This window comes from Streptococcus pasteurianus, from assembly GCF_004843545.1.
GTDB classification, from domain to species: Bacteria; Bacillota; Bacilli; order Lactobacillales; family Streptococcaceae; genus Streptococcus; species Streptococcus pasteurianus.
Genome location: NZ_CP039457.1, coordinates 2,048,290 through 2,073,111, shown reverse-complemented (window position 1 = coordinate 2,073,111; position 24,822 = coordinate 2,048,290). Strand labels below are relative to the sequence as shown.

At 37.0% G+C, this 24,822-nt stretch carries 27 protein-coding genes and 1 pseudogene; 25 read left to right on the top strand and 3 right to left on the bottom strand.

Annotated elements, in window-relative coordinates; translation table 11 throughout:
- Nucleotides 1-21 precede the first annotated feature (21 nt).
- The gene (locus E8M05_RS10795; RefSeq protein WP_003066934.1) at nucleotides 22-315 is read right to left on the bottom strand and encodes a bacteriocin immunity family protein; all 294 of its coding nucleotides are present in this window, start codon (nucleotides 313-315) and stop codon (nucleotides 22-24) included.
- A gap of 111 nt (nucleotides 316-426) precedes the next feature.
- Nucleotides 427-2,118 (bottom strand): arginine--tRNA ligase, encoded by a 1,692-nt coding sequence (argS, locus tag E8M05_RS10790; RefSeq protein ID WP_003066932.1) that lies wholly within the window; start codon nucleotides 2,116-2,118, stop codon nucleotides 427-429.
- A gap of 190 nt (nucleotides 2,119-2,308) precedes the next feature.
- Here argS and argR point away from each other — a divergent pair, with 190 nt between their 5' ends.
- The 5 genes from argR to ruvA all read left to right on the top strand — a co-directional run bounded on the left by argR (nucleotide 2,309) and on the right by ruvA (nucleotide 8,310).
- Nucleotides 2,309-2,746, top strand: a complete 438-nt coding sequence (gene argR / locus E8M05_RS10785) for an arginine repressor (protein WP_003066930.1) — start codon at nucleotides 2,309-2,311, stop codon at nucleotides 2,744-2,746.
- Nucleotides 2,743-3,099: a YlbF family regulator gene (locus E8M05_RS10780; RefSeq protein ID WP_003066927.1), complete on the top strand. Its 357-nt coding sequence runs from the start codon at nucleotides 2,743-2,745 to the stop codon at nucleotides 3,097-3,099. Before argR ends, E8M05_RS10780 begins: the two co-directional genes overlap by 4 nt.
- A complete protein-coding gene (mutS, locus tag E8M05_RS10775) occupies nucleotides 3,086-5,656 on the top strand; it encodes a DNA mismatch repair protein MutS (RefSeq protein ID WP_003066925.1) in 2,571 nt (856 codons plus the stop codon). The genes E8M05_RS10780 and mutS overlap by 14 nt, the downstream gene beginning before the upstream one ends.
- A gap of 115 nt (nucleotides 5,657-5,771) precedes the next feature.
- Complete coding sequence (gene mutL, locus E8M05_RS10770; RefSeq protein WP_003066924.1) at nucleotides 5,772-7,715, top strand: DNA mismatch repair endonuclease MutL; 1,944 nt, start codon at nucleotides 5,772-5,774, stop codon at nucleotides 7,713-7,715.
- Between the two features lies 1 nt (nucleotide 7,716).
- Nucleotides 7,717-8,310 (top strand): Holliday junction branch migration protein RuvA, encoded by a 594-nt coding sequence (ruvA, locus tag E8M05_RS10765; protein ID WP_003066922.1) that lies wholly within the window; start codon nucleotides 7,717-7,719, stop codon nucleotides 8,308-8,310.
- Between the two features lie 79 nt (nucleotides 8,311-8,389).
- Here ruvA and E8M05_RS10760 read toward each other — a convergent pair whose 3' ends face one another.
- Nucleotides 8,390-9,241 carry a helix-turn-helix domain-containing protein gene (locus E8M05_RS10760; RefSeq protein WP_003066919.1) on the bottom strand — a complete coding sequence of 284 codons (852 nt, stop codon included), beginning with the start codon at nucleotides 9,239-9,241 and terminating at the stop codon, nucleotides 8,390-8,392.
- Nucleotides 9,242-9,388: 147 nt separating this feature from the next.
- Here E8M05_RS10760 and E8M05_RS11700 point away from each other — a divergent pair, with 147 nt between their 5' ends.
- From E8M05_RS11700 to E8M05_RS10680, 20 genes and pseudogenes are all read left to right on the top strand, one after another.
- On the top strand, nucleotides 9,389-9,565 hold the full coding sequence (locus E8M05_RS11700; RefSeq protein ID WP_003066916.1) for a hypothetical protein: 177 nt from the start codon (nucleotides 9,389-9,391) through the stop codon (nucleotides 9,563-9,565).
- 21 nt (nucleotides 9,566-9,586) lie between these two features.
- Nucleotides 9,587-9,796: a hypothetical protein gene (locus tag E8M05_RS11695; protein ID WP_003066913.1), complete on the top strand. Its 210-nt coding sequence runs from the start codon at nucleotides 9,587-9,589 to the stop codon at nucleotides 9,794-9,796.
- Between the two features lie 69 nt (nucleotides 9,797-9,865).
- Nucleotides 9,866-10,147, top strand: coding sequence for a hypothetical protein (locus E8M05_RS11690; RefSeq protein WP_003066911.1), 282 nt, complete (start codon nucleotides 9,866-9,868; stop codon nucleotides 10,145-10,147).
- Nucleotides 10,105-10,314, top strand: coding sequence for a hypothetical protein (locus tag E8M05_RS11685; protein ID WP_231729899.1), 210 nt, complete (start codon nucleotides 10,105-10,107; stop codon nucleotides 10,312-10,314). Before E8M05_RS11690 ends, E8M05_RS11685 begins: the two co-directional genes overlap by 43 nt.
- 49 nt (nucleotides 10,315-10,363) lie before the next feature.
- Complete coding sequence (locus E8M05_RS11260; RefSeq protein WP_048790985.1) at nucleotides 10,364-10,537, top strand: hypothetical protein; 174 nt, start codon at nucleotides 10,364-10,366, stop codon at nucleotides 10,535-10,537.
- A gap of 159 nt (nucleotides 10,538-10,696) precedes the next feature.
- Nucleotides 10,697-11,887, top strand: coding sequence for an MFS transporter (locus E8M05_RS10745; protein WP_048790986.1), 1,191 nt, complete (start codon nucleotides 10,697-10,699; stop codon nucleotides 11,885-11,887).
- Nucleotides 11,888-12,018: 131 nt separating this feature from the next.
- The gene (locus tag E8M05_RS10740; protein WP_003066899.1) at nucleotides 12,019-13,278 is read left to right on the top strand and encodes a competence/damage-inducible protein A; all 1,260 of its coding nucleotides are present in this window, start codon (nucleotides 12,019-12,021) and stop codon (nucleotides 13,276-13,278) included.
- A 49-nt stretch (nucleotides 13,279-13,327) separates the two neighbouring features.
- Nucleotides 13,328-14,482 (top strand): recombinase RecA, encoded by a 1,155-nt coding sequence (gene recA, locus E8M05_RS10735; RefSeq protein ID WP_003066896.1) that lies wholly within the window; start codon nucleotides 13,328-13,330, stop codon nucleotides 14,480-14,482.
- Between the two features lie 269 nt (nucleotides 14,483-14,751).
- The gene (gene spx, locus E8M05_RS10730) at nucleotides 14,752-15,150 is read left to right on the top strand and encodes a transcriptional regulator Spx (protein WP_003066893.1); all 399 of its coding nucleotides are present in this window, start codon (nucleotides 14,752-14,754) and stop codon (nucleotides 15,148-15,150) included.
- 318 nt (nucleotides 15,151-15,468) lie between these two features.
- Nucleotides 15,469-15,738 carry an IreB family regulatory phosphoprotein gene (locus E8M05_RS10725; protein WP_003066890.1) on the top strand — a complete coding sequence of 90 codons (270 nt, stop codon included), beginning with the start codon at nucleotides 15,469-15,471 and terminating at the stop codon, nucleotides 15,736-15,738.
- A complete protein-coding gene (ruvX, locus tag E8M05_RS10720; RefSeq protein ID WP_013852327.1) occupies nucleotides 15,735-16,154 on the top strand; it encodes a Holliday junction resolvase RuvX in 420 nt (139 codons plus the stop codon). Before E8M05_RS10725 ends, ruvX begins: the two co-directional genes overlap by 4 nt.
- Before the next feature lie 32 nt (nucleotides 16,155-16,186).
- Complete coding sequence (locus E8M05_RS10715; RefSeq protein WP_003066884.1) at nucleotides 16,187-16,492, top strand: DUF1292 domain-containing protein; 306 nt, start codon at nucleotides 16,187-16,189, stop codon at nucleotides 16,490-16,492.
- A 91-nt stretch (nucleotides 16,493-16,583) separates the two neighbouring features.
- Nucleotides 16,584-16,712 carry a hypothetical protein gene (locus E8M05_RS11760; protein ID WP_259293846.1) on the top strand — a complete coding sequence of 43 codons (129 nt, stop codon included), beginning with the start codon at nucleotides 16,584-16,586 and terminating at the stop codon, nucleotides 16,710-16,712.
- A 42-nt stretch (nucleotides 16,713-16,754) separates the two neighbouring features.
- The gene (locus E8M05_RS10710) at nucleotides 16,755-18,344 is read left to right on the top strand and encodes a glycosyltransferase family protein (RefSeq protein WP_041972992.1); all 1,590 of its coding nucleotides are present in this window, start codon (nucleotides 16,755-16,757) and stop codon (nucleotides 18,342-18,344) included.
- A 101-nt stretch (nucleotides 18,345-18,445) separates the two neighbouring features.
- On the top strand, nucleotides 18,446-20,662 hold the full coding sequence (gene nrdD / locus E8M05_RS10705; protein ID WP_003066874.1) for an anaerobic ribonucleoside-triphosphate reductase: 2,217 nt from the start codon (nucleotides 18,446-18,448) through the stop codon (nucleotides 20,660-20,662).
- 225 nt (nucleotides 20,663-20,887) lie between these two features.
- Nucleotides 20,888-21,049: a hypothetical protein gene (locus E8M05_RS11255; RefSeq protein WP_003066871.1), complete on the top strand. Its 162-nt coding sequence runs from the start codon at nucleotides 20,888-20,890 to the stop codon at nucleotides 21,047-21,049.
- An 11-nt stretch (nucleotides 21,050-21,060) separates the two neighbouring features.
- Complete coding sequence (locus E8M05_RS10700; RefSeq protein ID WP_003066869.1) at nucleotides 21,061-21,567, top strand: GNAT family N-acetyltransferase; 507 nt, start codon at nucleotides 21,061-21,063, stop codon at nucleotides 21,565-21,567.
- Nucleotides 21,568-21,607: 40 nt separating this feature from the next.
- Nucleotides 21,608-22,222 carry an anaerobic ribonucleoside-triphosphate reductase activating protein gene (gene nrdG, locus E8M05_RS10695; RefSeq protein ID WP_003066866.1) on the top strand — a complete coding sequence of 205 codons (615 nt, stop codon included), beginning with the start codon at nucleotides 21,608-21,610 and terminating at the stop codon, nucleotides 22,220-22,222.
- Between the two features lie 128 nt (nucleotides 22,223-22,350).
- Nucleotides 22,351-23,349: a Holliday junction branch migration DNA helicase RuvB gene (gene ruvB, locus E8M05_RS10690; RefSeq protein ID WP_003066863.1), complete on the top strand. Its 999-nt coding sequence runs from the start codon at nucleotides 22,351-22,353 to the stop codon at nucleotides 23,347-23,349.
- Between the two features lie 827 nt (nucleotides 23,350-24,176).
- Nucleotides 24,177-24,527: pseudogene (locus E8M05_RS10680) on the top strand (isopeptide-forming domain-containing fimbrial protein); the annotation flags it as partial.
- Nucleotides 24,528-24,822 lie beyond the last annotated feature (295 nt).

Sequence of the window (24,822 nt, the reverse complement as noted above, 5' to 3'; positions counted from 1 at the left end):
CCGTTTAACACGGCTTTTTTGTTAGGGGTGAAATAGGCTACCTAGCATGATAGCTAAAGCGGCATTCCCTTTATATTTTTCAGGACTGTCAGCAACTTCGTTGTAAAGTGCTGTGATTTCAGATTCTGTTTTGAGATGATGTGTTAGTAAATGTTGAGAAATGGCATGTGCCAGTTTTGTACGTGCCAACTGGTCATTTTCATTTTTTTCTAAATCCTGCGCTACTGCAAAAATATCTGCTTTCAGTGGCTCGTTATCTGGTAGGCTAGCATAGGCTTTACTAAGTTTTTGCATTAATTGATTTCCTTTTTCCATAAATAAAATCTCCTTTGTTGTTATGCTTACAGTTTATAATTTTGATAGAAAAAGATCAAGAAAAAAAGAACGAGAAATAATCTCATTCTCTTCGCTTTTATAAAGAAATAATTACATTTCGTTTGGTGCTTCAACACCGAGAAGACGGAGCGCTTCTTTTAGAACAGTTGCAGTAGCGTAGCTAAGTGCTAGGCGGCTATCACGTTCTGGGCTTTCATCAAGGATACGTGTGTGTGCATAGTATTTGTTGAAGCTTTGGGCTAGATTGATAGCAAATTTTGCAACAATAGAAGGTTCAAAGTTGTCAGCGGCACGTTTGATGATGCGTGGGAAGTCTTGGATAAGTTTTACAATTTCCCAGCTTTCAGCATCATCAAGACTGTAAACTTGGTTGACAGATGGTGTAAACTCAGCTTTACGAAGAATAGATTGGATACGTGCGTGTGCATATTGTACGTAAGGTCCAGTTTCACCTTCAAATGATACCATAGCATCAAGGTCAAAGTCATAGCCATTCAAACGGTCTGTTTTCAAATCGTAGAATTTGATAGCGCCGACGCCAACAGCGTGAGCGACTGCTTCCTTGTCAGCAAGGTTAGGATTTTTAGCATTGATTTGGTCTTCAGCGCGTTTGACAGCTTCGGCAATTGTTGGTTCAAGAAGGATAACATTACCTTTACGAGTTGACAGTTTTTTACCTTCTTTAGTAACAAGTCCAAATGGAACGTGAGTAATATCTTCATTCCATTCAAATCCCATTTCGTTAAGGACCGCTTTTAATTGTTTGAAGTGAGCAGATTGTTCGTTACCAACGACGTAAATGGCCTTGGCAAAGTCGTAAGTACGTTTGCGATAAAGAGCGGCAGCCAAGTCACGTGTGATGTAAAGTGTTGCACCGTCAGATTTTTTGATAAGAGCTGGGTGTTCGATACCATATTTTTCAAGGTTAACGACTTGAGCACCTTGAGATTCTTCAAGAAGTCCTTTTTCTGTCAAGATATCGACAACTTCGTCCATTTTATCGTTGTAGAATGCTTCCCCGTTAAAGCTATCAAAAGAAACACCAAGTTCATCGTAAAGACGGTTGAATTCAACAAGACTTTCGTCACGGAACCATTGCCAGAGTGAAATAGCTTCTTCGTCGCCAGCTTCCAATTTACGGAACCATTCGCGAGCTTCTTCGTCAAGTTCTGGTTGTGTTTCAGCTTCGGCATTGATGCGAACGTAAAGTTTTAAGAGTTCGTCGATTGGGTGAGCTTTAACAGCCTCTTCGTCACCCCATTTTTTGTAGGCAACAATCAACATACCGAATTGTTTACCCCAGTCACCGAGGTGATTGATTTTAACAGCTTTATAGCCGAGTTTTTCAAAAATATTAGCCAGGCTATCACCGATAACGGTTGAACGAAGGTGTCCAATTGAGAATGGTTTAGCAATGTTTGGGCTTGACATATCGATAGCAACGTTGCGACCTTCTCCTAAATCTTGACTAGCATAGTCGCTTCCGTTTGCAATAACTTGACCCAAAATATCAGCAGAAATGCTTTTCTTATCAAGGAAGAAGTTGATGTATGGACCAACAGCTTCGATTTTTTCAAAGCCAGTTGCATCCATTTTTTCGGCAACATCAGCAGCAATCATTTGGGGTGCTTTGCGAAGGATTTTTGCTAATGAGAAAGCAGGAAAAGCAAGGTCACCCATATCAGAATTTTTTGGAATTTCAAGTAGATTAATAATTTGTTCTTGGTCTAATTCTGGAACAATATTTTGAATGCGTTCAGCAATTGTACGTTTTGTATCCATGAGTTTCTCCTAAATTAGTTAGTCATATTATTTTAACATAAAAATAAGAAATAAACGAGATTAGCTGAAAGAAAACGTTTGAAGCAGTAAAAAATAAGTTATCATAAGGAAAACAGCGCAAAAGAGAGATGAAAAATTTTCTTTTTTTTGGTATAATTTTAAGGATAAATATACACAAAGGGAAAGCTATATGAATAAAATAGAACGTCAAAATCGAATCAAACGTTTGATTCAATCAGGTCATATTGGAACACAAGAAGAAATCAAGCGTCATTTGCAAGAAGAAGGGATTAGTGTTACTCAAGCAACCTTGTCACGTGACCTTCGTGAGATTGGTCTTTTGAAATTACGTGATTCATCAGGTAAGCTTTATTATAGTTTATCAGAAACATCAGAGACAACTTTTGGTGCTAATATCCGCTCATATATTTTGAAAGTTGCTCGTGCTGGGTTCATGCTTGTTCTTCATACTAATCTTGGTGAAGCAGATGTTTTGGCAAACTTGATTGATAGTAGCGACATTCCAGAGATTCTTGGAACGGTGGCAGGTGCGGATACTTTGCTGGTTATTTGTAAAGATGAAGAGACTGCCCAAGCATTTGAAAGAGACCTATCAACGAGCTTATGAGTAAGTATGACCAAGCAGTGGACAAGTTAGTTCAAGCTATTCAAAAGCACGATAGTGTGCAAGAATTTCAAAAAGTAGAACAAAAAATCAAAACTTTTCCAGAACTTGACAGTCTTGTTGACGATATGAAAGCTTATCAGCAGGAGGCTGTGCTTTATCACAAGATTGACAAGTTAGTGGCTGAAGAAGCAGCAGGAAAACAAGCTGACCAGCTACAAAAAGACTTATCGGATCTCCCGATTGTCAAAGATTATCGTAACAAGATGCAAGATGCTAGTGATTTGGTTCAATACATCACGAAAAACTTGGAAACGAAAATTAACGAGGAGTTAACTAATAATGACAAAAGATAAAATTTCTCCAGGCATGCAACAGTATTTGGACGTAAAAAAAGATTATCCAGATGCTTTTTTACTTTTCCGCATGGGAGACTTTTATGAATTATTTTATGATGATGCGGTTAAAGCTGCACAGATTTTAGAGATTAGTTTAACTAGTCGTAATAAAAATGCTGACAACCCAATTCCAATGGCAGGTGTGCCTTATCATTCTGCGCAACAATACATTGATGTATTAGTGGAAATGGGTTACAAGGTGGCAATTGCTGAGCAAATGGAAGACCCAAAACAAGCCGTCGGTGTGGTTAAACGTGAAGTCGTTCAAGTGATTACGCCAGGGACAGCTGTTGATTCCTCTAAACCAGATAATGCTAACAATTTCTTGGTGGCTATTGATTCTGACGGCAAAACGTTTGGGCTAGCCTATATGGATGTGTCAACAGGTGAATTTTTCTCAACAAGTCTTTCTGATTTTACAAGCCTTAGAAGTGAAATTCTGAACCTTAAAGCGCGTGAAATCGTTGTTGGTTATGAGCTTTCTGAAACAGAGCAACATAGCTTAGTCAAACAATTAAATTTACTCTTATCGTTTGAACAAGAACGTTATGAAGATGTGCATTTAATCGACCCAGATTTAACAGCCTTAGAAATTTCAGCAGCTGAAAAATTGCTACAATACGTTCATACAACGCAAAAACGTGAGCTAAGCCATTTGCAAAAATTGGTTCATTATGAAATCAAAGATTACTTGCAAATGTCTTACACGACAAAATCTAGTTTGGATTTATTAGAAAATGCTCGAACAAGTAAAAAACATGGTAGCCTTTATTGGTTACTAGATGAAACTAAAACGGCTATGGGAATGCGTCTGTTGCGTAATTGGATTGACCGTCCTTTGGTGAACCAAGCACAGATTGAAGAGCGCCAAAATATTGTTCAAGTTTTCCTAGATAATTTCTTTGAGCGTAGTGATTTGACGGATAGTCTCAAAGGTGTTTATGATATTGAACGTCTAGCGAGTCGTGTGTCATTTGGAAAAGCTAATCCAAAAGATTTATTACAACTCGGTCATACCTTGGCACAAGTGCCAAGGATTAAGGCGATTTTAGAATCGTTTGAAAGCCCTCACCTTGACAAGCTTGTCAATAGCATTGACACTTTGCCAGAACTAGAATCGTTGATTCGATCAGCTATTGACCCAGATGCTCCTGCTGTTATCACAGAAGGCAGCATTATCCGTACAGGTTTTGATGAGATTTTGGATAAATACCGTAAGGTTATGCGCGAGGGGACTAGTTGGATTGCAGAAGTTGAAACTAAGGAACGTGCTGCAAGTGGGATTACCAATCTAAAAATTGATTATAATAAAAAAGATGGATACTATTTCCATGTAACAAATTCCAATCTCTCTCTAGTGCCAGATTATTTCTTCCGCAAGGCAACGTTGAAAAATTCAGAGCGTTTCGGAACGGCAGAATTGGCTAAAATTGAAGGTGAGATGTTGGAGGCGCGTGAGCAATCAGCAAGCTTAGAATATGATATTTTTATGCGCGTTCGCGGACAAGTTGAGCGTTACATTACTCGTTTGCAAGACTTGGCTAAGGCGCTTTCAACCGTTGATGTTTTACAAAGTTTAGCCGTTGTTGCAGAAAATAATCATTATGTTCGTCCAACATTCAACGATAGCCATGAGATTAAAATTGAAAAAGGTCGTCATGCGGTCGTTGAAAAAGTCATGGGAACGCAAGAATATATTCCTAATACGATTACGTTTGATGCCGATATCAACATTCAGCTAATTACTGGTCCAAATATGAGTGGTAAATCAACTTATATGCGTCAACTTGCCTTGACCGTTATTATGGCTCAAATGGGGTCTTACGTAGCTGCTGAAAGTGTCAATTTACCAGTATTTGATGCGATTTTCACGCGTATTGGTGCGGCAGATGATTTGATTTCAGGACAGTCAACGTTTATGGTGGAAATGATGGAAGCTAACCAAGCTATCAAACGTGCAAGTTCTCAATCCTTGATTCTTTTTGATGAGCTAGGTCGTGGTACAGCAACCTATGACGGTATGGCTTTGGCGCAATCAATCATTGAATATATCCATGATCATATTGGTGCAAAGACCATGTTTGCAACCCATTATCATGAGTTGACAGCTTTGTCAACGATCTTGACGCATCTTGTCAATGTTCACGTTGCGACTCTTGAGAAAAATGGTGATGTGACTTTTCTTCATAAAATTGCAGAAGGTCCAGCAGACAAATCTTACGGGGTTCATGTTGCAAAAATTGCTGGTTTACCAGAAGAATTATTACAACGTGCGGACAGTATCTTGACAAATTTAGAATCAGGTGCTGCGCAGCTTCAATTGACCCCTGAGGTGGAAGCTGAGCCAATTACTATAAAATCAGAAGTAGCAGAACCAGTGGCAGAGCAACTAAGTTTATTTGCTGATGACTCATCTAATCAAGAAGTGATTAAAGTACTCAAAAAAGTTGATTTGATGAATTTAACACCAATGCAAGCCATGAATGTTATTTATGAATTAAAAAATATGTTGTAACAATAAGAGGCAGTCTTAAAGAAGATTGCTTTTTAGTTTGTGTTATAATAGAGGATAAACAAGCAAGAATGAAAGGAATAAGGCTGCCTTTAAAAGGCTTGCTAATAAATAAATCATGAGTAAAATTATTGAGTTGCCAGAGGTTTTGGCTAACCAAATTGCAGCGGGTGAAGTTATTGAACGACCAGCTAGCGTTGTCAAAGAATTGGTGGAAAATTCGATTGATGCAGGGAGCAGCCAAATCACCATTGAAATTGAAGAAGCTGGTTTAAAGAAAATTCAAGTGACAGATAATGGCGAAGGAATTGCTCAAGATGATGTTGCATTAAGTTTGCACCGCCATGCCACAAGTAAAATTAAAAATCAAGCTGACCTTTTCCGTATTAGGACGTTAGGTTTTCGTGGTGAAGCGATACCGTCAATTGCCTCCATTAGTCATTTTACAGTCAAAACAGCAACGGCAGATGAAAATTATGGAACATTGCTAGTAGCCAAAGGTGGTGAAATCGAAAAACAAGAACCGATTTCTACACCCGTTGGAACCAAAATTACGGTTGAAAATCTCTTTTATAATACGCCAGCACGTCTTAAATACATGAAAAGTCTCCAATCCGAATTAGCTCATATTGTTGATGTGGTGAATCGTTTGAGTTTGGCGCACCCAGAGGTAGCTTTTAGCTTGATTAATGATGGTCGTCAAATGACAACAACATCTGGTACTGGTGATTTGCGACAAGCAATTGCTGGTATTTATGGGCTTAATACGGCTAAAAAAATGATTGAGATTTCGAATGCTGACCTCGATTTTGAAGTGTCTGGTTACATTAGTCTGCCAGAATTGACACGAGCGAACCGAAACTATATTACGATTTTGATTAACGGTCGTTATATTAAAAACTTTTTGCTCAATCGTGCGATTTTGGACGGTTATGGTTCAAAATTGATGGTGGGACGTTTTCCGATTGCTGTTATCGACATTCAAATCGACCCTTATTTAGCTGATGTCAATGTTCACCCAACGAAGCAAGAAGTTCGTATTTCAAAGGAAAAAGAATTAATGAGCTTAATCAGCTCTGCTATTGCAGAGAGTCTGCGTGAGCAAGATTTGATACCTGATGCTCTAGAAAATCTGGCGAAATCAAGCACACGTGGGCTTCCGAAACCAGAGCAAACGAGCTTGCCGTTGAAACAAACAGACCTTTATTATGATAAAGAACGTCGTGATTTCTTTGTTAAGTCAGATACGGTTGAAGAGCAACCAGTACAGTTATTCAATGAGGTTGACAACTCTGTCAAGGAAGTTGACAAGCAACAAACATCAGTGAAATATGCGCAGCGTTCCGAAGTAGATAATCAAGATGATGAACATGATAATCTCGATTTTAAAAACAAGACAAAAATCAATAAGATGATTGAAAGTCTTGATAATGAGGAGTCATCAACTTTCCCAGAATTAGATTATTTCGGACAAATGCACGGAACGTATCTTTTTGCACAGGGAAATGGTGGGCTTTATATCATTGACCAACACGCTGCTCAAGAACGTGTTAAATATGAATATTATCGTGAGAAAATCGGCGACGTTGACAGCTCTTTACAGCAGCTTCTCATGCCATACCTTTTTGAGTTTTCTGGAGCTGATTTTATTAAGTTGCAAGAAAAAATGGAGCTGTTAAATCAAGTTGGTATTTATCTAGAACCATATGGAAACAACACTTTTATTCTCCGTGAACACCCAATTTGGATGAAAGAAGAGGAAATTGAGACGGCTGTTTATGAGATGTGTGATATGCTGTTGTTGACAAATGAAGTATCGGTGAAGAAATATCGTGCAGAATTGGCAATCATGATGTCATGCAAACGCTCAATCAAAGCGAATCACATTCTTGATGATTATTCCGCCCGACATCTTTTGGTTCAGTTATCACAATGTAAGAATCCTTATAACTGTCCACATGGACGTCCAGTTCTTGTCAACTTTACCAAAGCTGACATGGAAAAAATGTTCCGCCGTATTCAAGAAAATCACACAAGTTTAAGAGAGTTAGGAAAATACTAAGATGTATGATTATATCAAAGGAAAATTAACTAAAATTACCGCCAAATACATTGTTATCGAGGCTGGAGGGCTGGGCTATATTGTCAACGTTGCTAACCCATACAGTTTTTCAGACCTTGTCAACCAAGAGGTTCAGATTTATTTACACCAAGTCATTCGTGAAGATGCGCAATTGTTATTTGGTTTTCACACAGAAGATGAAAAAGCTGTTTTTCTTAACTTGATTTCAGTTTCTGGGATTGGTCCGACAACTGCGCTAGCGATTATTGCGGTTGATGATAATGAAGGGCTTGTCAATGCGATTGACACTAGTGATATCAAGTATTTGATGAAATTTCCAAAAATTGGAAAAAAGACAGCTCAACAAATGGTCTTGGATTTAGCAGGAAAATTTGTCGATGTTTCGGTGGAAAATGGCAAAGCTTCTCAGACAAAAACAGCTACAAACGAGCAGCTTGAGGAAGCTATGGAAGCTCTTTTGGCACTTGGCTATAAAGCTGCAGAGCTCAAGAAAATTCGTAAGTTCTTTGAAGGAACAAATGAAACAGCAGAACAATACATCAAATCAAGCCTTAAAATGTTGATGAAAGCTTAATTTAAAGCTTTTTTGGCTATTGTTTCACATGAAACACTCCTCAACTTATCAGTTGGGGAGTGCTTTTATATGCTTAAATTTACTTGTGCTTTGCTACTTCTTGTTCAAGTGCTTCAAAAATCTTTTCTCCTTTTTCGGTTAAGTGCAGTAGAGACATTCCTTTATCAATTAAGCTATTATCATCACGACAACTGCCAAGGCGGACTTGCGCAATTCCTAAAAAGTCATAGCGTTTTAATTCCTTAGCAAGTTTTAGGGCTTCTAGAGAAAATGTTTCACATTCTTTGGTTTGATGATTGTCCAGATAAATGCTTGCGAGATTGGTTAACAAGGTCAATTGCAACGGCTTGATGTTGTAAAGGTCGGTGTATTTGACTAAGTTAGTTAAAATTTTGGGAGTGATTGTTTTCAGAGTCTCTAGTGGAAAATGGTAAAGAATTGTTAATAGTAATTTGAAATCATTCTGATACCAAGTGTTTTGTTTTTCAAGATAATACCAAATTTTCTGAGTTTTTTCTTGAAAGGTAGTATCTTTTGATTCCCCACTAAATTCTCTTACGTGGATAGTAACAGTTAGTCTGTCAAGAAGTTGTTGAATCGGTATGTCATGGTGTATTTGAAGATATTCTTGACATTGTCGTTTGAGAGATAAGAGCTCGGTGTTGTCGGTAATTGATAGATTATTATTAGCGATATTTAATAATTTTTGACGTTCACTTGGCTGATAGACATTGCAAATGTATTCAAATTCTTCCAAGTTCATGTTGATTTGCTGGAGAAGAAAAATGAAAGTATCAAATTTAGGGATAACTTGACCGCCTTCGATACGAGCCAGGGTAGAGCGGGCGAGCATGTCATCACAAATTTCTTCCTGTGTTAACCCCTTTGATTGCCGAATATCCTTATAAACTTTTCCAAAAACCCAACGCATATCCTAATCTCCTAAAAAATTTGTGTTACTAAACGCTACAAAATGTTATGTTGAGTTGTTTTTATTGTATCATATAAGTATATATTTAAAAAAATAATGTATAGTCAATATTAAATTTGGCATAGATGTGAAAGGAGAACTATTAGGATGAAAAAGTATTTTCCATTTGTAATTATAATTGCATATATTATCAGTCTCTTTTTGCCGTATGCGTCTGGTATTTCAGTTGAAAGTTATCAGTTAACGACTATTTCAGGGACTTCATTTTTGAAAAATCATTGGCTTGTTGCTAGTATTTTGATTGTTTTGCTACTGATTTATTAATGACGTGGCAAGCAATCGTTAGTGGTTGGCAATGTTCTCCTTGTTTTAATTGGGGTATTCTTGTTGTATTTTTATCTGATTCCATTTATCGGTGCTTTTGGCGAAAGTTTTATGTCAGGACTTCGACTCATCAGGGATACACTAGCGACTAGCTTAATGATTGGTTATTATTTATCTGCTCTATTTGCTTTTGTGGGATACTTTTGGCTCATTAAAAAACGCCGTAAATAGTGTTACTAAACGCTACAAAATGTTATTTTACTTTATTTTCGGTGTATGATAGACTAAAGGAGGTTTTATATGGTGAGAAAGAATATTATTATATCACTTTCAGCTTTTGCCTTATTAGGCGCATTTGGTGCTAGTTTGACAACAAAGCAAACTTCGGTTCAACCAACTAAGGTTGTGACAGCTGATACTAAAGATACAGTCGTGAAACAACAATCATCAGTTGATGACGAGGTGGCACAGATTAGTAATACAACTATTCGAGAATTTGTTCAATACTTTAGAGCCACTGGTGAAAATCCAGATGAGTTTTGTCTGATGACAAATGTATCGTTGTCATTGATGATGGAATAACACCCGCAGATAAAGCACTAGTAATTGGCTATTCAGCTGATGATGCAGAATCAACAGTTGTTGGTAGTTTGACAACTGAAGAGGGCACGATTACTTTTGACACTAGTGTCCCAATCCAATCCGCAACAATTGCTGAAATCAAAGCAGCCGCTGCACAATATCAATAAAAGGAAAGCTGGCCATTAGTGATTTGGTCAGATTTTATAGGTGAAATGGATGAAAAAAGAAGAAAACTATGTCAAATGTTTTTTAATACTACTAATTCTCCTTGTTTTAATCATTTCTGGTGTTTTAACCATGAAGTCTGGTCGATTGCTATTTCTTTTTGAGGGGATAGGGTTAAGCCTAGGTGTCGGTGTTACTTGCTTCTATTGGCAGAAACGGCATTGATGAGGTTTACATGGTTGTCAATTAGGTGTAAACGTGGTGCTAACTGCCAAAAAGATTGTTTTTCTGGTTTAGTTTAAAGTTTCAAATAAATCTTGACATCATCGGGAAATAAGAGTATCCTGTAAAGAAAAATTGATATGATGAGGGTAGGTGGGAGTTATGAAAAGTATTACTAGGAACACTTTTGTTTACCTTTGGGCAAATTTTTTAGTTACGGTGGCTTATTCCATGCCGCACTCGATTTTAACGGTTATTCTATTGTCAAAAGGGTTGAGTTTGTCGCAGATTTTGATTGTTCAATCAGCTTATAGTATTGCGATTGTTCTGTTTGAATTTCCAAGCGGGTTGATTGCAGACAATTATTCCCGCAAAAATATTTATAGTCTATCAAAGTTATTTTTGATAGTGATGTTTTTGATTGTCCTTTTTAGTAACAATTTTTACCTTATCTTCGCTGCTTGGTTTTGCTATGGGATTGCTTCGGCTTTGGATAGTGGAACGCTTGATGCCTACATTATCAATCAATTAAAAATAGCTCATCGTGAGGACGACCTTCGAAAATTTCTAGCGCTCAATAATCGTTTGGAAATTGTTGGGCTTTTATTGGGAAGTAGTCTGGGTGGTGTTCTCTATCTAAGCATTGGTATCAATATTTATGTTTTAGGTATCGCCTTTTTAGTGGCTTCAACTCTTGTGACATTTTTCTTTTTCAATGAAAATCTAAAAACTACGACACTAGAAGAGAGTCATGTTTCTGTTTTAAAACAGCAGATTACAGATAGTTTTATCGAGTTAAGAAAGCAACCACGACTGGGTGTTATTCTGATTTTTGATTTCTTGACGCAAATCTTTTTTCAAACTCATTTTCAGTTGTGGCAATCGTTTTTCCTGAGTAAAGGTGTGGATACCAAATATTTTCCAGCCTTTTACATCGCTTTTCAAATTATCACGCTGTTTTCATATTCTATCAATATGGATGGGATTAAAAAATACGCAGGGCTTATTAAGTTTTGTCTGTTGATTATTTTTCTTCCTTTGACCTTCCTTTCAAAACACCTTTGGGTGTTATTGCCAGCTTATTTTATTTTCATCTTTGTTTTTTATGTCATTGAATTTATTTTGAATTATTATTTCAACAAAATGGTGTCAATTGACAATATCTCGTCTCTTGTTTCCTTTAAATCGACCATTAGTCGCTTGGGAAGTATTTGTTTATTGTGCCTTTTGAGCTTAATGGTAAAAGTATTTGCTGTTGAAAAAGTCATGGCAGTCAACTTTATGGCATCATTACTTTTCTTGTTTTTACTAGTCATTATATGGTTAAGAAAACAGCCTAAGTTGACAAAGTAGTAAAGTAAGTTGACAACATATTAAACTAATATTTTCTCATTAAAATCTGGCTTTGTAGCAAAAAGCAGCAAATTTGTTGCTTTTTTTGATAGAATAAAACTAAATTACGAATAGATAAGTAGGTGGCAATTATGAAAGCTGAAATCATTGCTGTGGGAACAGAAATTCTAACAGGACAAATCACAAATACAAATGCTCAATTTTTATCGGAAGAATTTGCCAAGTTAGGAATTGATGTGTTCTTTCAAACAGCTGTTGGTGATAATGAAGAACGTCTTTTATCAGTTATTGATTTAGCAAGCAAGCGAAGTGAATTAGTTGTCTTATGTGGAGGGCTTGGTCCGACAGAAGACGATTTAACAAAACAAACGTTAGCAAAATATTTGGGACGCGATTTAGTCTTTGATGAACAAGCTAACAAGCGTTTGGACGAATTTTTTGCGACACGTCCGCAGTTTGCTAGAACGGCTAATAACGAACGTCAAGCACAGCTGATTGAAGGGTCAATACCGTTGCAAAATAGCACTGGTTTGGCTGTTGGTGGCGTGCTAGAAGTAAATGGCGTGACCTACGTTGTTCTCCCTGGACCACCGAGTGAATTAAAACCAATGGTATTGGATTCTCTAGTGCCTTTGTTGTCTGGAGACCATAAGCAGCTTTATTCACGTGTGTTGCGTTTCTTTGGGATTGGTGAAAGCCAGTTAGTGACCGTCTTGGCAGATTTGATTGATAACCAAACAGACCCAACGATTGCTCCGTATGCGAAAACAGGTGAGGTGACCCTTCGTTTATCAACCAAGGCAGATGATGTGACGTCAGCAAAAGCGAAATTGGATGCTCTAGAGCATAAAATTCTAGCCAAAAAAACATTAAATAGTATTCCTCTTGAACAGTTACTTTATGGCTACGGTGATGATAACAATATGGCGCGTGTTGTTTTTGATTTGTTGAAAGAAAAGCACAAAACTATTACAGCTGCAGAAAGTTTGACCGCAGGGCTATTCCAATCTAGTATCGCTGATTTTTCAGGGTCATCTGCAGTATTTAATGGCGGATTTGTGACGTATAGTATAGAAGAAAAATCAAAAATGCTTCACATTCCTCTTAAAGATTTGCAAGAACATGGTGTAGTAAGTCACTTTACAGCTGAAAAAATGGCAGAGCAATCACGTTTATTGACAGATGCTGATTTTGGTATCGGTTTGACAGGTGTTGCAGGACCAGATAGCTTAGAAGGACATCCAGCAGGAACAGTTTTCATTGGTATTGCGACTAGAGAAAAAGTTCATTCTATTCGTGTTGTTATAGGTGGGCGAAGCCGTTCAGACGTCCGTTATATTGCTACTTTATATGCTTTCAACTTAGTACGTCAAGCTTTATTACAAGGCTAAAATTTGGTATAATGGAGTTAGTATCTCGAACAAACAGAAAGGGAAAAATTTGGCTAAAAAGACAAAGAAAACAGAAGCTATCACTAAAAAATTTGGTGATGAGCGTAAAAAGGCACTTGATGATGCCTTGAAATTAATTGAAAAAGATTTCGGTAAGGGAGCTGTTATGCGCCTTGGTGAACGTGCTGAACAAAAAGTTCAAGTCATGAGTTCAGGTAGCTTGGCTCTTGATATTGCTTTGGGTGCAGGTGGTTACCCTAAAGGGCGTATCATTGAAATTTATGGACCTGAAAGTTCTGGTAAGACAACTGTTGCGCTTCATGCAGTAGCACAAGCTCAAAAAGAAGGTGGAATTGCTGCCTTTATCGATGCCGAACACGCACTTGACCCAGCTTATGCTGCGGCTCTTGGTGTTAACATTGATGAGCTTCTCTTGTCACAACCTGACTCTGGGGAACAAGGTCTTGAAATTGCAGGAAAATTGATTGACTCAGGTGCTGTTGACCTCGTCGTTGTCGATTCCGTTGCTGCCCTTGTACCTCGTGCCGAAATCGATGGTGACATTGGTGATAATCACGTTGGTTTGCAAGCTCGTATGATGAGTCAAGCAATGCGTAAGTTGTCAGCTTCAATTAATAAAACAAAAACAATTGCTATTTTCATCAACCAATTGCGCGAAAAAGTTGGTGTGATGTTTGGTAACCCAGAAACAACACCTGGTGGACGCGCGCTTAAGTTCTATGCGTCAGTTCGTCTTGATGTTCGTGGTAACACACAAATCAAAGGTTCTGGTGACCAAAAAGATAGCAATATCGGTAAAGAAACTAAAATCAAAGTGGTTAAAAACAAAGTTGCGCCACCATTTAAAACAGCTGAAGTTGAAATTATGTATGGTGAAGGAATTTCACGTACGGGTGAGCTTGTTAAGATTGCTAGCGACCTAGACATCATCAAAAAAGCAGGTGCTTGGTTCTCGTATAACGGTGAGAAAATCGGACAAGGTTCTGAAAATGCGAAGAAATATTTGGCAGAGCACCCAGAAGTCTTTGATGAAATCGACCACAAAGTACGTGTTCACTACGGTCTCGTAGAAGAAACCGAATATGAAGAAGCTGCAGATGTTGTTGAAGAATCAGCAGCAACTAATGATAATGTTGACGAAGTTGTTCTTGATTTAGATGATGCTATCGAAATCGAAGAATAATTCATAATAACGTTGAAACTCTGGGACAATTGTCTCGGGGTTTTCTTGTGTAAGAATGTCAATCTAAGATGAAAATATTTGACCTGATTTTCGATTTTTTCAGAAATAAATGGAGCGTTTTCAAAATTACAAATGATTTTTTTAGATTTTTATTGAAAAAAATAATCTTTTTAATTGACTTTTTGAAAAAATAGGTCTTAGGTCCTATGTTTTCGTTAAGGTTGGTGTGCTATAATACAACTATCATGGGATAGAAAGTGAGAGTGCACATGATTAAAATTTACACAATTTCAAGTTGTACAAGCTGTAAGAAAGCCAAGACATGGCTAAACGCTCATCAGCTCCCTTATAAAGAACAGAATTTAGGAAAAGAACCACTAACACGAGAAGAAATTTTAGCGATATTAACTAAAACAGAAAACGGGATTGAAAGTATCGTTTCATCTAAAAACCGTTATGCAAAAGCACTTGACTGCGATATTGAGGATTTAAATCTGAGCGAGGTTATTGACCTTATTCAAGAAAATCCGCGTATTTTGAAGAGTCCAATTTTGATTGACGATAAACGCCTTCAAGTAGGGTACAAAGAAGATGATATTCGTGCTTTCTTGCCACGTTCCATTCGTAATGTGGAAAATGCAGAAGCTCGCCTTCGTGCAGCGTTGTAATAGATAGTCTAAAAGCTCCGTTTAGGAGCTTTTTTGATATTTTCCTTAGCGTATATTGTTAGAATCGAGGAATTTTTAAGGGTTATAGTAGTTGATTGTGCGTGGAAAAAACGAGTGCTTTGCTTTTTTATTTTTATAAAAATAGTAAAAAGTTTGGTGATAGTTGAGGGATGGGGCAAAGGTTGCTTAATGGGACAATTGAAATGAAGGATTTGAAAATGAAAATAAACTTTGGTGAAATAAAGTCAGATTCTTGTGAAATCTTTGTGAATAAGCTATAATAAATAGTGACAGCTATTTTAGAAAGAAGGTGTAAGTATGGGATTTACAGATGAAACTGTACGCTTTAATTTAGACGATAGCAACAAGAAAGAAATTAGTGAAACCTTAACAACTGTGTATCGTTCTCTCGATGAAAAAGGGTATAATCCAATCAATCAGATTGTTGGTTATGTCTTAAGTGGGGACCCTGCTTATGTTCCTCGTTACAATGATGCCAGAAATCAAATTCGTAAATACGAACGAGATGAAATTGTTGAAGAGCTTGTCCGCTACTATCTCAAAGGAAATGGAATTGACTTGAAATGAGAATTATGGGACTAGACGTTGGCTCAAAGACAGTTGGTGTTGCTATCAGTGACCCGCTAGGATTTACAGCACAGGGCGTAGAAATTGTCAGAATTGACGAAGAAGCTGGCGAATTTGGTTTTGAACGACTTGAAGAGTTAGTTAAACAGTATAAGGTTGATAAGTTTGTTGTTGGTTTGCCTAAAAATATGAATAACACAGAAGGTCCTCGCGTAGAAGCTAGTAAGGCATACGGTGATAAAATCAACGAACTTTTCAATATTCCTGTTGATTATCAAGATGAACGTTTGACAACTGTTCAAGCAGAGCGAATGTTGGTTGAACAAGCTGATGTTAGCCGTGGAAAACGTAAGAAAGTTATTGATAAATTGGCTGCGCAGCTTATTTTGCAAAATTATTTAGATAGAATGTTTTAATCTAATCATTAATTCATTAAAGGAGAAACTTTATGGCACATAACCATAATCACGATCACGAACATGAAGTTATTACACTGGTAGATGATCAAGGTAATGAAACACTTTTTGAAATTCTTTTGACTATTGATGGACGTGAAGAGTTTGGGAAAAACTACGTTCTCTTGGTACCAGCGGGTGCTGAAGAAGATGAACAAGGACAAATTGAAATTCAAGCTTACTCATTTACTGAAAATGAAGATGGAACTGAAGGTGACCTTCAACCAATTCCTGAAGATTCAGATGCTGAGTGGGATATGATTGAAGAAGTTTTCAATAGCTTTTTAGATGAGGACTAATATTGTCTTGATATGTTGAAGGGAAGTATAGGTTATGCCTATGCTTTTTTTCATGCTCTTTTACGAATACTAAGTAAAGGAGGTGTGAATCATGGCAAAGAAAGCGTGTTTGAGCAAAGAAGAAAGAAGCTTCTTGAAGCGCTATAAAACCAAACCTTATCACCGTTTTAGGGAAATTTTAGTTTACTGTGCTATACTCCCCAAATTGACTAATGATTAGTTTCTGTTATACTTAAAGTATGACAATTCAAGGAGAGAATAAGTGAATACATCAGAACAAGTAAATGTAGATCAGAGTACTGCACAATCTTACAGCCGTTCAAGTCGTTCAGTTCGTAAGGTTAGTGAGAACAAAAGTCACCAAGAGGCGTCTAGAAGAACAAAGGTCCCACGACCTCATAAACTTTACCTTTTAATATTGAGTGTTGTTGTTAGTTGTTTGTCGGTATCAATACCAGTCTTTACAGATATGGCAAATAGTGTGCAATCTCAAAACCTTTACATTGGTTTAATGTTTACCAAAGGACAACTTCCGTTTACAGATATGTTTGCGACAGGTGGCTTCCTTTATTATGCTTTGATTGCTTTGGCTTACTATCTTGGTTCTACGTTGTGGTTGGTGCCAATTCAAATTGTAACGTTCTACTTATCAGGAATCTATTTCTATAAATTGGTTAATTACTTTACTAGTAGCCAACGTGTAGCAGTTGCTTTTAGTGGTATTTTTTACCTATTAAACGTTGCTCTTGGTTTTGGTGGTTTGTATCCTATCCAATTTGCGACGCCATTTGTTATGGTATCTTTGTGGTTCCTAACAAAATATTTTGCGGATATCATTAAAGACGAAGCCTTTATCCTTTATGGATTTGCTGGCGCAGCAGCAATGCTTTTAGAGCCACGTACTTTGGTGTTCTGGGGGCTTTCTTTCCTAACCATTATCGTTTATAATTTAACACAAAAGCATTTTGCTCGAGGATTATATCAATTATTGTGTATCATTTTCGGAACAATTCTTGTCTTTTACACAGTTGGTTACTTTATCCTGAATTTGCAGGTGTTGTCATCCTATATTTCTCAAGCAATTGTTTATCAATTTACGTATTTTGCGACAAATGATAGTAATTTTATCTTGACATTGCTATTCCAAGTTGTTGTAGCTCTAGTTTCAGGGATTTTACTTGGTGCGCTTACTTTTGGAAAAATCACTAAGGGAGCTAGTGACAAGGTATCTAAATGGCTTATCTTCCTTGTTTTCTTAGGCTTCTTAGTTATGGACCTTTTGTCACAAAGTTATCATTTCTATCATTTGTTAACAGTATTGCCTTTTGGTTTGTTGTTAACCGCAATGGCATTGGGTGAACGTTATCAACGCAGCTTGACGAAAATATCACATCGTCGTAAGAAATCATCTTGTGGTGACAATGGTATTTTTGGATTATATCTAAGTTGTCATCTTTATTTGCCGATTTTGGTGCTTGTCATTGGTGTGGGACAACCTGTGGTTTCTCATCTTTTGTCAGCTAGTACTGATAGTGAGCGTTCAACGATTGCAAGCTATTTGAAGAAGCAAACATCTAGTGATGATACGATTTACGTTTGGGACACATCATCTAAGGTTGGGATTGAGAGTCAGTTAGCAAGCAGTTCACAATTTACATCGCCTGTTGTGAATACGACTAAAACATCTAATGAAAAAACATTAGAAGATGAATTATTACAAAATCTAGCGTCGTATATTGTTGTTAATAATGATGAAAAAATTTCTGATACAATAAAAAATGATATTTCTTCAAACTATGAAGAGGTCTCAATCAGCGGTGTATCAGGCTTTACCGTCTATCATAAAAAATAGAGGATAAACGCAATATCTTGTGGTCTAATAAAAAAACGACCACAAGATATTGATTTTTTTTTCTTACGTGTTATAATAGACGAGTGAGAAGGAGTGTTCATATGATTACATTAGAAAAAGAAACAATTGCGACTCAACCAGCTGTTAAAGTTATCAAACGTGATGGACGTTCTGTAAACTTTGATGCAGATAAAATTTATAATGCTTTGGTAAAAGCAAGTATTAATGTGACAAAAATGTCACCAGTTGTTGAAGCAAAATTGGAAACTATTTCAGATAACATCATTGCTGAAATTTTTGATCGCTTCAAAGATAATGTCAAAATTTATGAAATTCAAAATATCGTTGAGCATGAGCTTCTAGAAGCAAATGAATATGCGATTGCACAAGAATATATTAATTATCGTACAAAACGTGATTTTGCGCGCTCTCAAGCGACAGACATCAATTTTACGATTGATAAACTATTGAACAAAGATCAAACTGTCGTTAATGAAAACGCCAACAAAGATAGTGAAGTTTTTAATACTCAACGTGACTTGACTGCAGGTATTGTTGGTAAATCAATTGGTCTTAAAATGCTGCCAGCTCATGTTGCCAATGCTCACCAAAAAGGTGATATTCATTATCATGACCTTGATTACAGCCCGTACACTCCAATGACAAACTGCTGTTTGATTGATTTCAAGGGTATGCTTGCAAATGGCTTCAAGATTGGTAATGCGGAGGTAGAAAGTCCAAAATCTATCCAAACTGCAACAGCGCAAATTTCACAAATCATTGCGAACGTTGCATCAAGCCAATATGGTGGTTGTACAGCTGACCGTATCGATGAATTTTTGGCACCATATGCTGAGCTTAACTATAAAAAACATCTTAAAGATGCTCAAGATTGGGTAGCAGAAAACCGTCGTGAAGATTATGCTTGTACAAAAACGAAAAAAGACATTTATGATGCTATGCAAAGTCTTGAATACGAAATCAATACGTTGTTTACATCAAACGGACAAACACCATTTACTTCTCTTGGATTTGGTTTGGGAACAAACTGGTTTGAACGTGAAATCCAAAAAGCTATCCTAACTATCCGTATTAAAGGTCTTGGTAGTGAACATCGTACAGCTATTTTTCCTAAACTTATCTTCACTTTGAAGAGTGGTTTGAACCTTGAAGTGGGGACGCCAAACTATGATATTAAACAATTAGCTTTGGAATGTGCAACAAAACGTATGTATCCAGATGTTCTTTCATACGATAAAATCGTTGAATTGACAGGTTCATTTAAAGCGCCAATGGGATGTCGTTCATTCTTACAAGGTTGGAAAGATGAAAATGGTGTCGAAGTTAACTCAGGTCGTATGAACCTTGGTGTTGTGACTGTAAATCTTCCACGTATTGCCATGGAATCAAATGGCGACATCAATAAATTCTGGGAAATCTTCAACGAACGTATGGGCATTGCTAAAGATGCACTTGTTTACCGTGTAGAACGTGTTAAAGAAGCGACACCAGCAAATGCGCCAATTCTTTACCAATACGGTGCTTTTGGTAAACGTCTCGGCAGATATGATAATGTTGATGAACTTTTCCGTCATCGCCGTGCAACGGTTTCACTTGGTTATATCGGACTTTACGAAGTTGGTACAGTCTTTTATGGTCCAGAATGGGAAACAAACCCAGAAGCCAAAGAATTCACAGTTGATATCATTCGTAAGATGAAAAAATTGTGTACAGAATGGTCAGATGAATTTGATTATCATTTCTCAATCTATTCAACACCGTCTGAAAGCTTGACAGACCGTTTCTGCCGTCTTGACACAGAAAAATTCGGTATCGTTAAAGACATTACAGATAAAGAATACTACACAAATTCATTCCACTATGATGTTCGTAAGGATCCAACACCATTTGAAAAATTAGACTTTGAAAAAGCTTATCCAGAAGCTGGTGCAACAGGTGGCTTTATCCATTACTGTGAATACCCAGTTCTTCAACAAAATCCAAAAGCTCTAGAAGCTGTTTGGGATTATGCTTACAGCCGTGTTGGTTACCTTGGAACAAATACGCCAATTGATCGTTGCTATAGCTGTGGATTTGAAGGTGACTTTACACCAACTGAACGTGGTTTCGTTTGTCCAAACTGTGGTAACAGCGACCCGAAAACAGTAGATGTTGTTAAACGTACTTGTGGATATCTTGGAAACCCACAAGCCCGTCCAATGGTTAATGGTCGTCACAAAGAAATTTCTGCTCGTGTGAAACACATGAACGGTTCAACAATTAAAAATCCTGGTGATTACAGCAAACATAAAGCTTAAAATGGGAAAATAACAGGGCTCTCAGTTCTTGACAAAGTCACCAACCTGTCAATTCGGGAGTTTTTCCTGCTTATTTTAAACGAGTCATTTTCCTTGTTTGAGACTTCTTATCACTTATATCAAATATGGAAAACGCGTTAATAAATATGGTTTAGACAGTTTCAGGACATATTGAAGCTGGAGACATTTGTCCCAGCTTCTTTATTGTATTAAATAGATAGTTTAATGAAAGGAAAGCATATGGGAAAATATCAGTTAGATTATAAGGGTATGCAACAAGTTGAACGTTTTCACGAAAAACATTCAAATGTGAAAACTGACAAAAAAGCGCGTGTTAATCAGTTGAAAGCGCAGTTTTTAGAAAAAGCTAAAAAGAAAAGCAAATAGAGGTACCGTTTATGCAATTACGAAGACCTGAATTATCAGATAAAGCAGCTGTTATTGACATGATGAAAGAATTTGAGGCAAGTCAATCTGCTCATGATGGCGGTTTTTGGTCTGTGGATAACTTTGTTTATGAGGACTGGATTGAAAGAAATCAATTAAGTGAAATGGGTATTGATGTGCCGTCAACGTTTGTTCCAGCGATTCAATTTGTTTCTTTTGGTGATAACGGAAGGGCTCTAGGATTTTTGCATTTACGTTTATGTCTAAATGATAATCTCTTAAATAAGGGGGGACATATTGGGTATTCGATTCGTCCGTCAGAGCGTCATAAGGGATTGGCTAAGGAACAGCTTCATCTAGGTTTACTAGAAGCTAAAAAGAAAAATATCAAGCAAGCTTTGGTGACTTGTCACATGGATAATATTGCTAGCCGAAAAGTGATTTTGGCAAATGGTGGTGTTTTAGAGGATGTCCGTGAGTCAACCGAGCGTTATTGGATAAATTTGGATGAAGAATAACCTGTGGATAAGTGGAAATTAAAACTAGAAAGAGGCTAGGATGGAAGAAAAAAATTGGAATACTCCCGAGCCTGGTGAATGGAAGTCAGAGGAATTAAGTCAAGGACGAATCATTGACTACAAAGCTTTTAACTTTGTTGACGGTGAGGGTGTACGCAATTCTCTTTATGTTTCTGGGTGTATGTTTCACTGCAAAGGATGCTACAATGCGGCAACGTGGTCTTTCAAGGCTGGTATGCCTTATACACAAGAGCTTGAAGAGCAAATCATGGCTGATTTGGCACAACCTTATGTTCAAGGGCTAACGCTTCTTGGTGGTGAACCATTTCTTAATACGGGGATTCTGTTGCCATTAATCAAACGTGTGCGTCGTGAATTGCCTGAAAAGGACATTTGGTCTTGGACAGGTTATACATGGGAAGAAATGATGCAAGAAACGCCAGATAAGCTGGAAATGCTTAGCTTAATCGATATTTTGGTTGACGGACGTTTTGATATTACCAAGAAAAATTTAATGTTGCAATTCCGTGGTTCTTCTAATCAACGTATCATTGACGTTCAAAAGTCGTTGAAAGCTGGTGAGGTTGTCATTTGGGATAAATTAAATGACGGTGACCAAAAGTTTGAACAAGTCAGCCGTGATGATTTAATTTAAGGAAGTGAGATTGAAGAAAATTTATTCTTCGATCTTTTTTATTAATAAAATTGCTGGTTATCATTGTATTAGTGGGATTTCCTAGTTAAACAATTCACTGTAGGTCTTGGTTTTGGTATAATAAGGGTATGAGCAGAATTTTAGATAATGATATTATGGGTGATGAGGAATTTGCGGAGCGCACGCTTCGTCCTCAGTTTTTAAAAGAATATATCGGACAAGATAAGGTTAAAAATCAGCTAAAAATCTTTATTGAGGCAGCAAAATTACGTGACGAGTCTTTGGACCATGTGCTATTGTTTGGACCTCCAGGTCTTGGTAAAACGACAATGGCATTTGTGATTACTAATGAATTAGGGGTGAATTTAAAACAGACATCTGGACCTGCTATCGAAAAAGCTGGTGATTTGGTTGCTATCTTGAATGATTTGGAACCTGGTGATGTGCTTTTTATTGACGAAATTCATCGTATGCCAATGGCTGTGGAAGAAGTACTTTATAGCGCCATGGAAGATTTTTATATTGACATCATGATTGGCAATGGCGAGACTAGTCGTAGTGTTCACTTGGATTTACCGCCGTTTACCCTGATTGGTGCGACAACACGTGCTGGTATGCTTTCTAATCCTTTACGTGCTCGTTTTGGCATTACTGGGCATATGGAATACTATGACGTTGAAGATTTGACAGAAATTGTTGAACGCACGGCAGATATTTTTGAAATGGAAATTGTCCATGAAGCTGCCCAAGAATTGGCACGACGTAGTCGTGGAACACCTCGTATTGCTAATCGTCTCTTAAAACGTGTACGTGATTACGCCCAAATTATGGGAGATGGTATTATCACAAAAGATATTACCGATAAAGCATTGACGATGTTAGATGTTGACCATGAGGGGCTTGATTACATTGACCAGAAAATTTTGCGTACCATGATTGAGGTTTATAACGGTGGTCCTGTCGGTTTAGGAACGCTATCCGTTAATATCGCTGAAGAGCGTGATACTGTTGAGGATATGTATGAGCCGTATTTGATTCAAAAAGGCTTTATTATGCGCACTCGTACTGGTCGTGTGGCAACTGAAAAAGCTTATGAACATTTGGGCTATCCTTATTCGGAAAAATAATTTTTTAGCTTAAGGTAAGTTTAAGCAAGTCTTTATATACTGTAAACAATCCTAAAACTTTTCTTTTTCATAATCTCCTGAAAGAACTCCGCTAGTGGGGTTCTTTCTTTTTTTGTTTTGAACCGCAAAATGAGTAGAAAAATAGTAAATTTAAGCCATAGGTAACGAAAAATAGCACAGAAAAGAGTAAATTTTGGGCAATTTCTCCTAACTTGTGGAAGTTTAGTCAAGAATAATAGCTGTGGAAAAGTACACAACTCTTTTTTTGTGAAAATCTTAGAACTCCCTTTAGGGTAAGGTTTCTAGTAAGTTTTGAGGTAACTTCTTCTTGTGAAAAAATGAGTTATCAACAAGGTGTTTTCAAATTTTGTGGAGTAGTGATAAATATTGATATTATAGGATTATTTAGGTATTTATACACAAGTTATCCCCAATGTATAACCATACTTATCCACAGGTTGTGAATAAGTGTTGATATCTGTGTAAAAAAGCTGGTGATTTTCGGCTTTTTTTACGTATTTGCAGAATACTTTGACTTGTCCACAGAAAATTTCATGAATAAAAGCCTAACACGTATAATAAACCTAACCCCAATTGTTAGATTCTTGTCTAATTCTTGGGGTTAGGTCCGTTGTCTATGTTAGGCTTTTTGATGCTACTATAACATGTAGTTATAAACTTGTGAGAACATAAAGAGTGACTAATGTGTGCTTCGTAATACATTGTTACCTAAGGGCGATTTGTTATTAAATTTTGCAGTTAAAAGCGAGAAATGTCTACTTTCGACAAGTGAGCGGATAAATTCACGATTATAGGAGATGAAATTTGTAGAATCTAGGACAAGTGTTCCAACTGTTGAGAAAAATCTAAAAGATATTAACGATACAACTGGTGAAACTACTGGTTGGCAAGATTCTGCTGATTACGATATTAACGATTCAGTACCTTTCCAATTGACTGCTACATTACCGGATAATCTTGCTTCGTATGATGAATACTATCTTGAATTATCAGATACACTTTCAACTGGTTTAACTTACAATAAAGATGCCAAGGTCTACCTTGTAAATGGTACTGAAAAAACTGATATTACTTCTTCATTCACAATTGCTGCTGATAGTTCGAGTTTCAAAATTAATAATTTAAAATCACTTAATGGTGTTACTTCTCAGGTAAAACCTTTGATGGTTGCACCATTCCTTGTAATATTTATTCTAATCGTGCTTTTATTGGTGGTAAATGTTTACCGCAGATTACGACATTAATGCAAAAGCAGCTGGACATTTTATATCCAGCTGCTTTTTGATTGAAGAAAATTTTTAATGCCTTTCTTAGCTTTTTCGCTTTTCAATTTCTAGGTTCAGGCTATGTGAACAGCAGTAAGTATCGTTTTTGTGCTCGCTTCGTTCACAAATCATTCTGAAATTGGCTAGTAACAATAATTATTTGTAACTAGTTTCTTTTTGATAATCC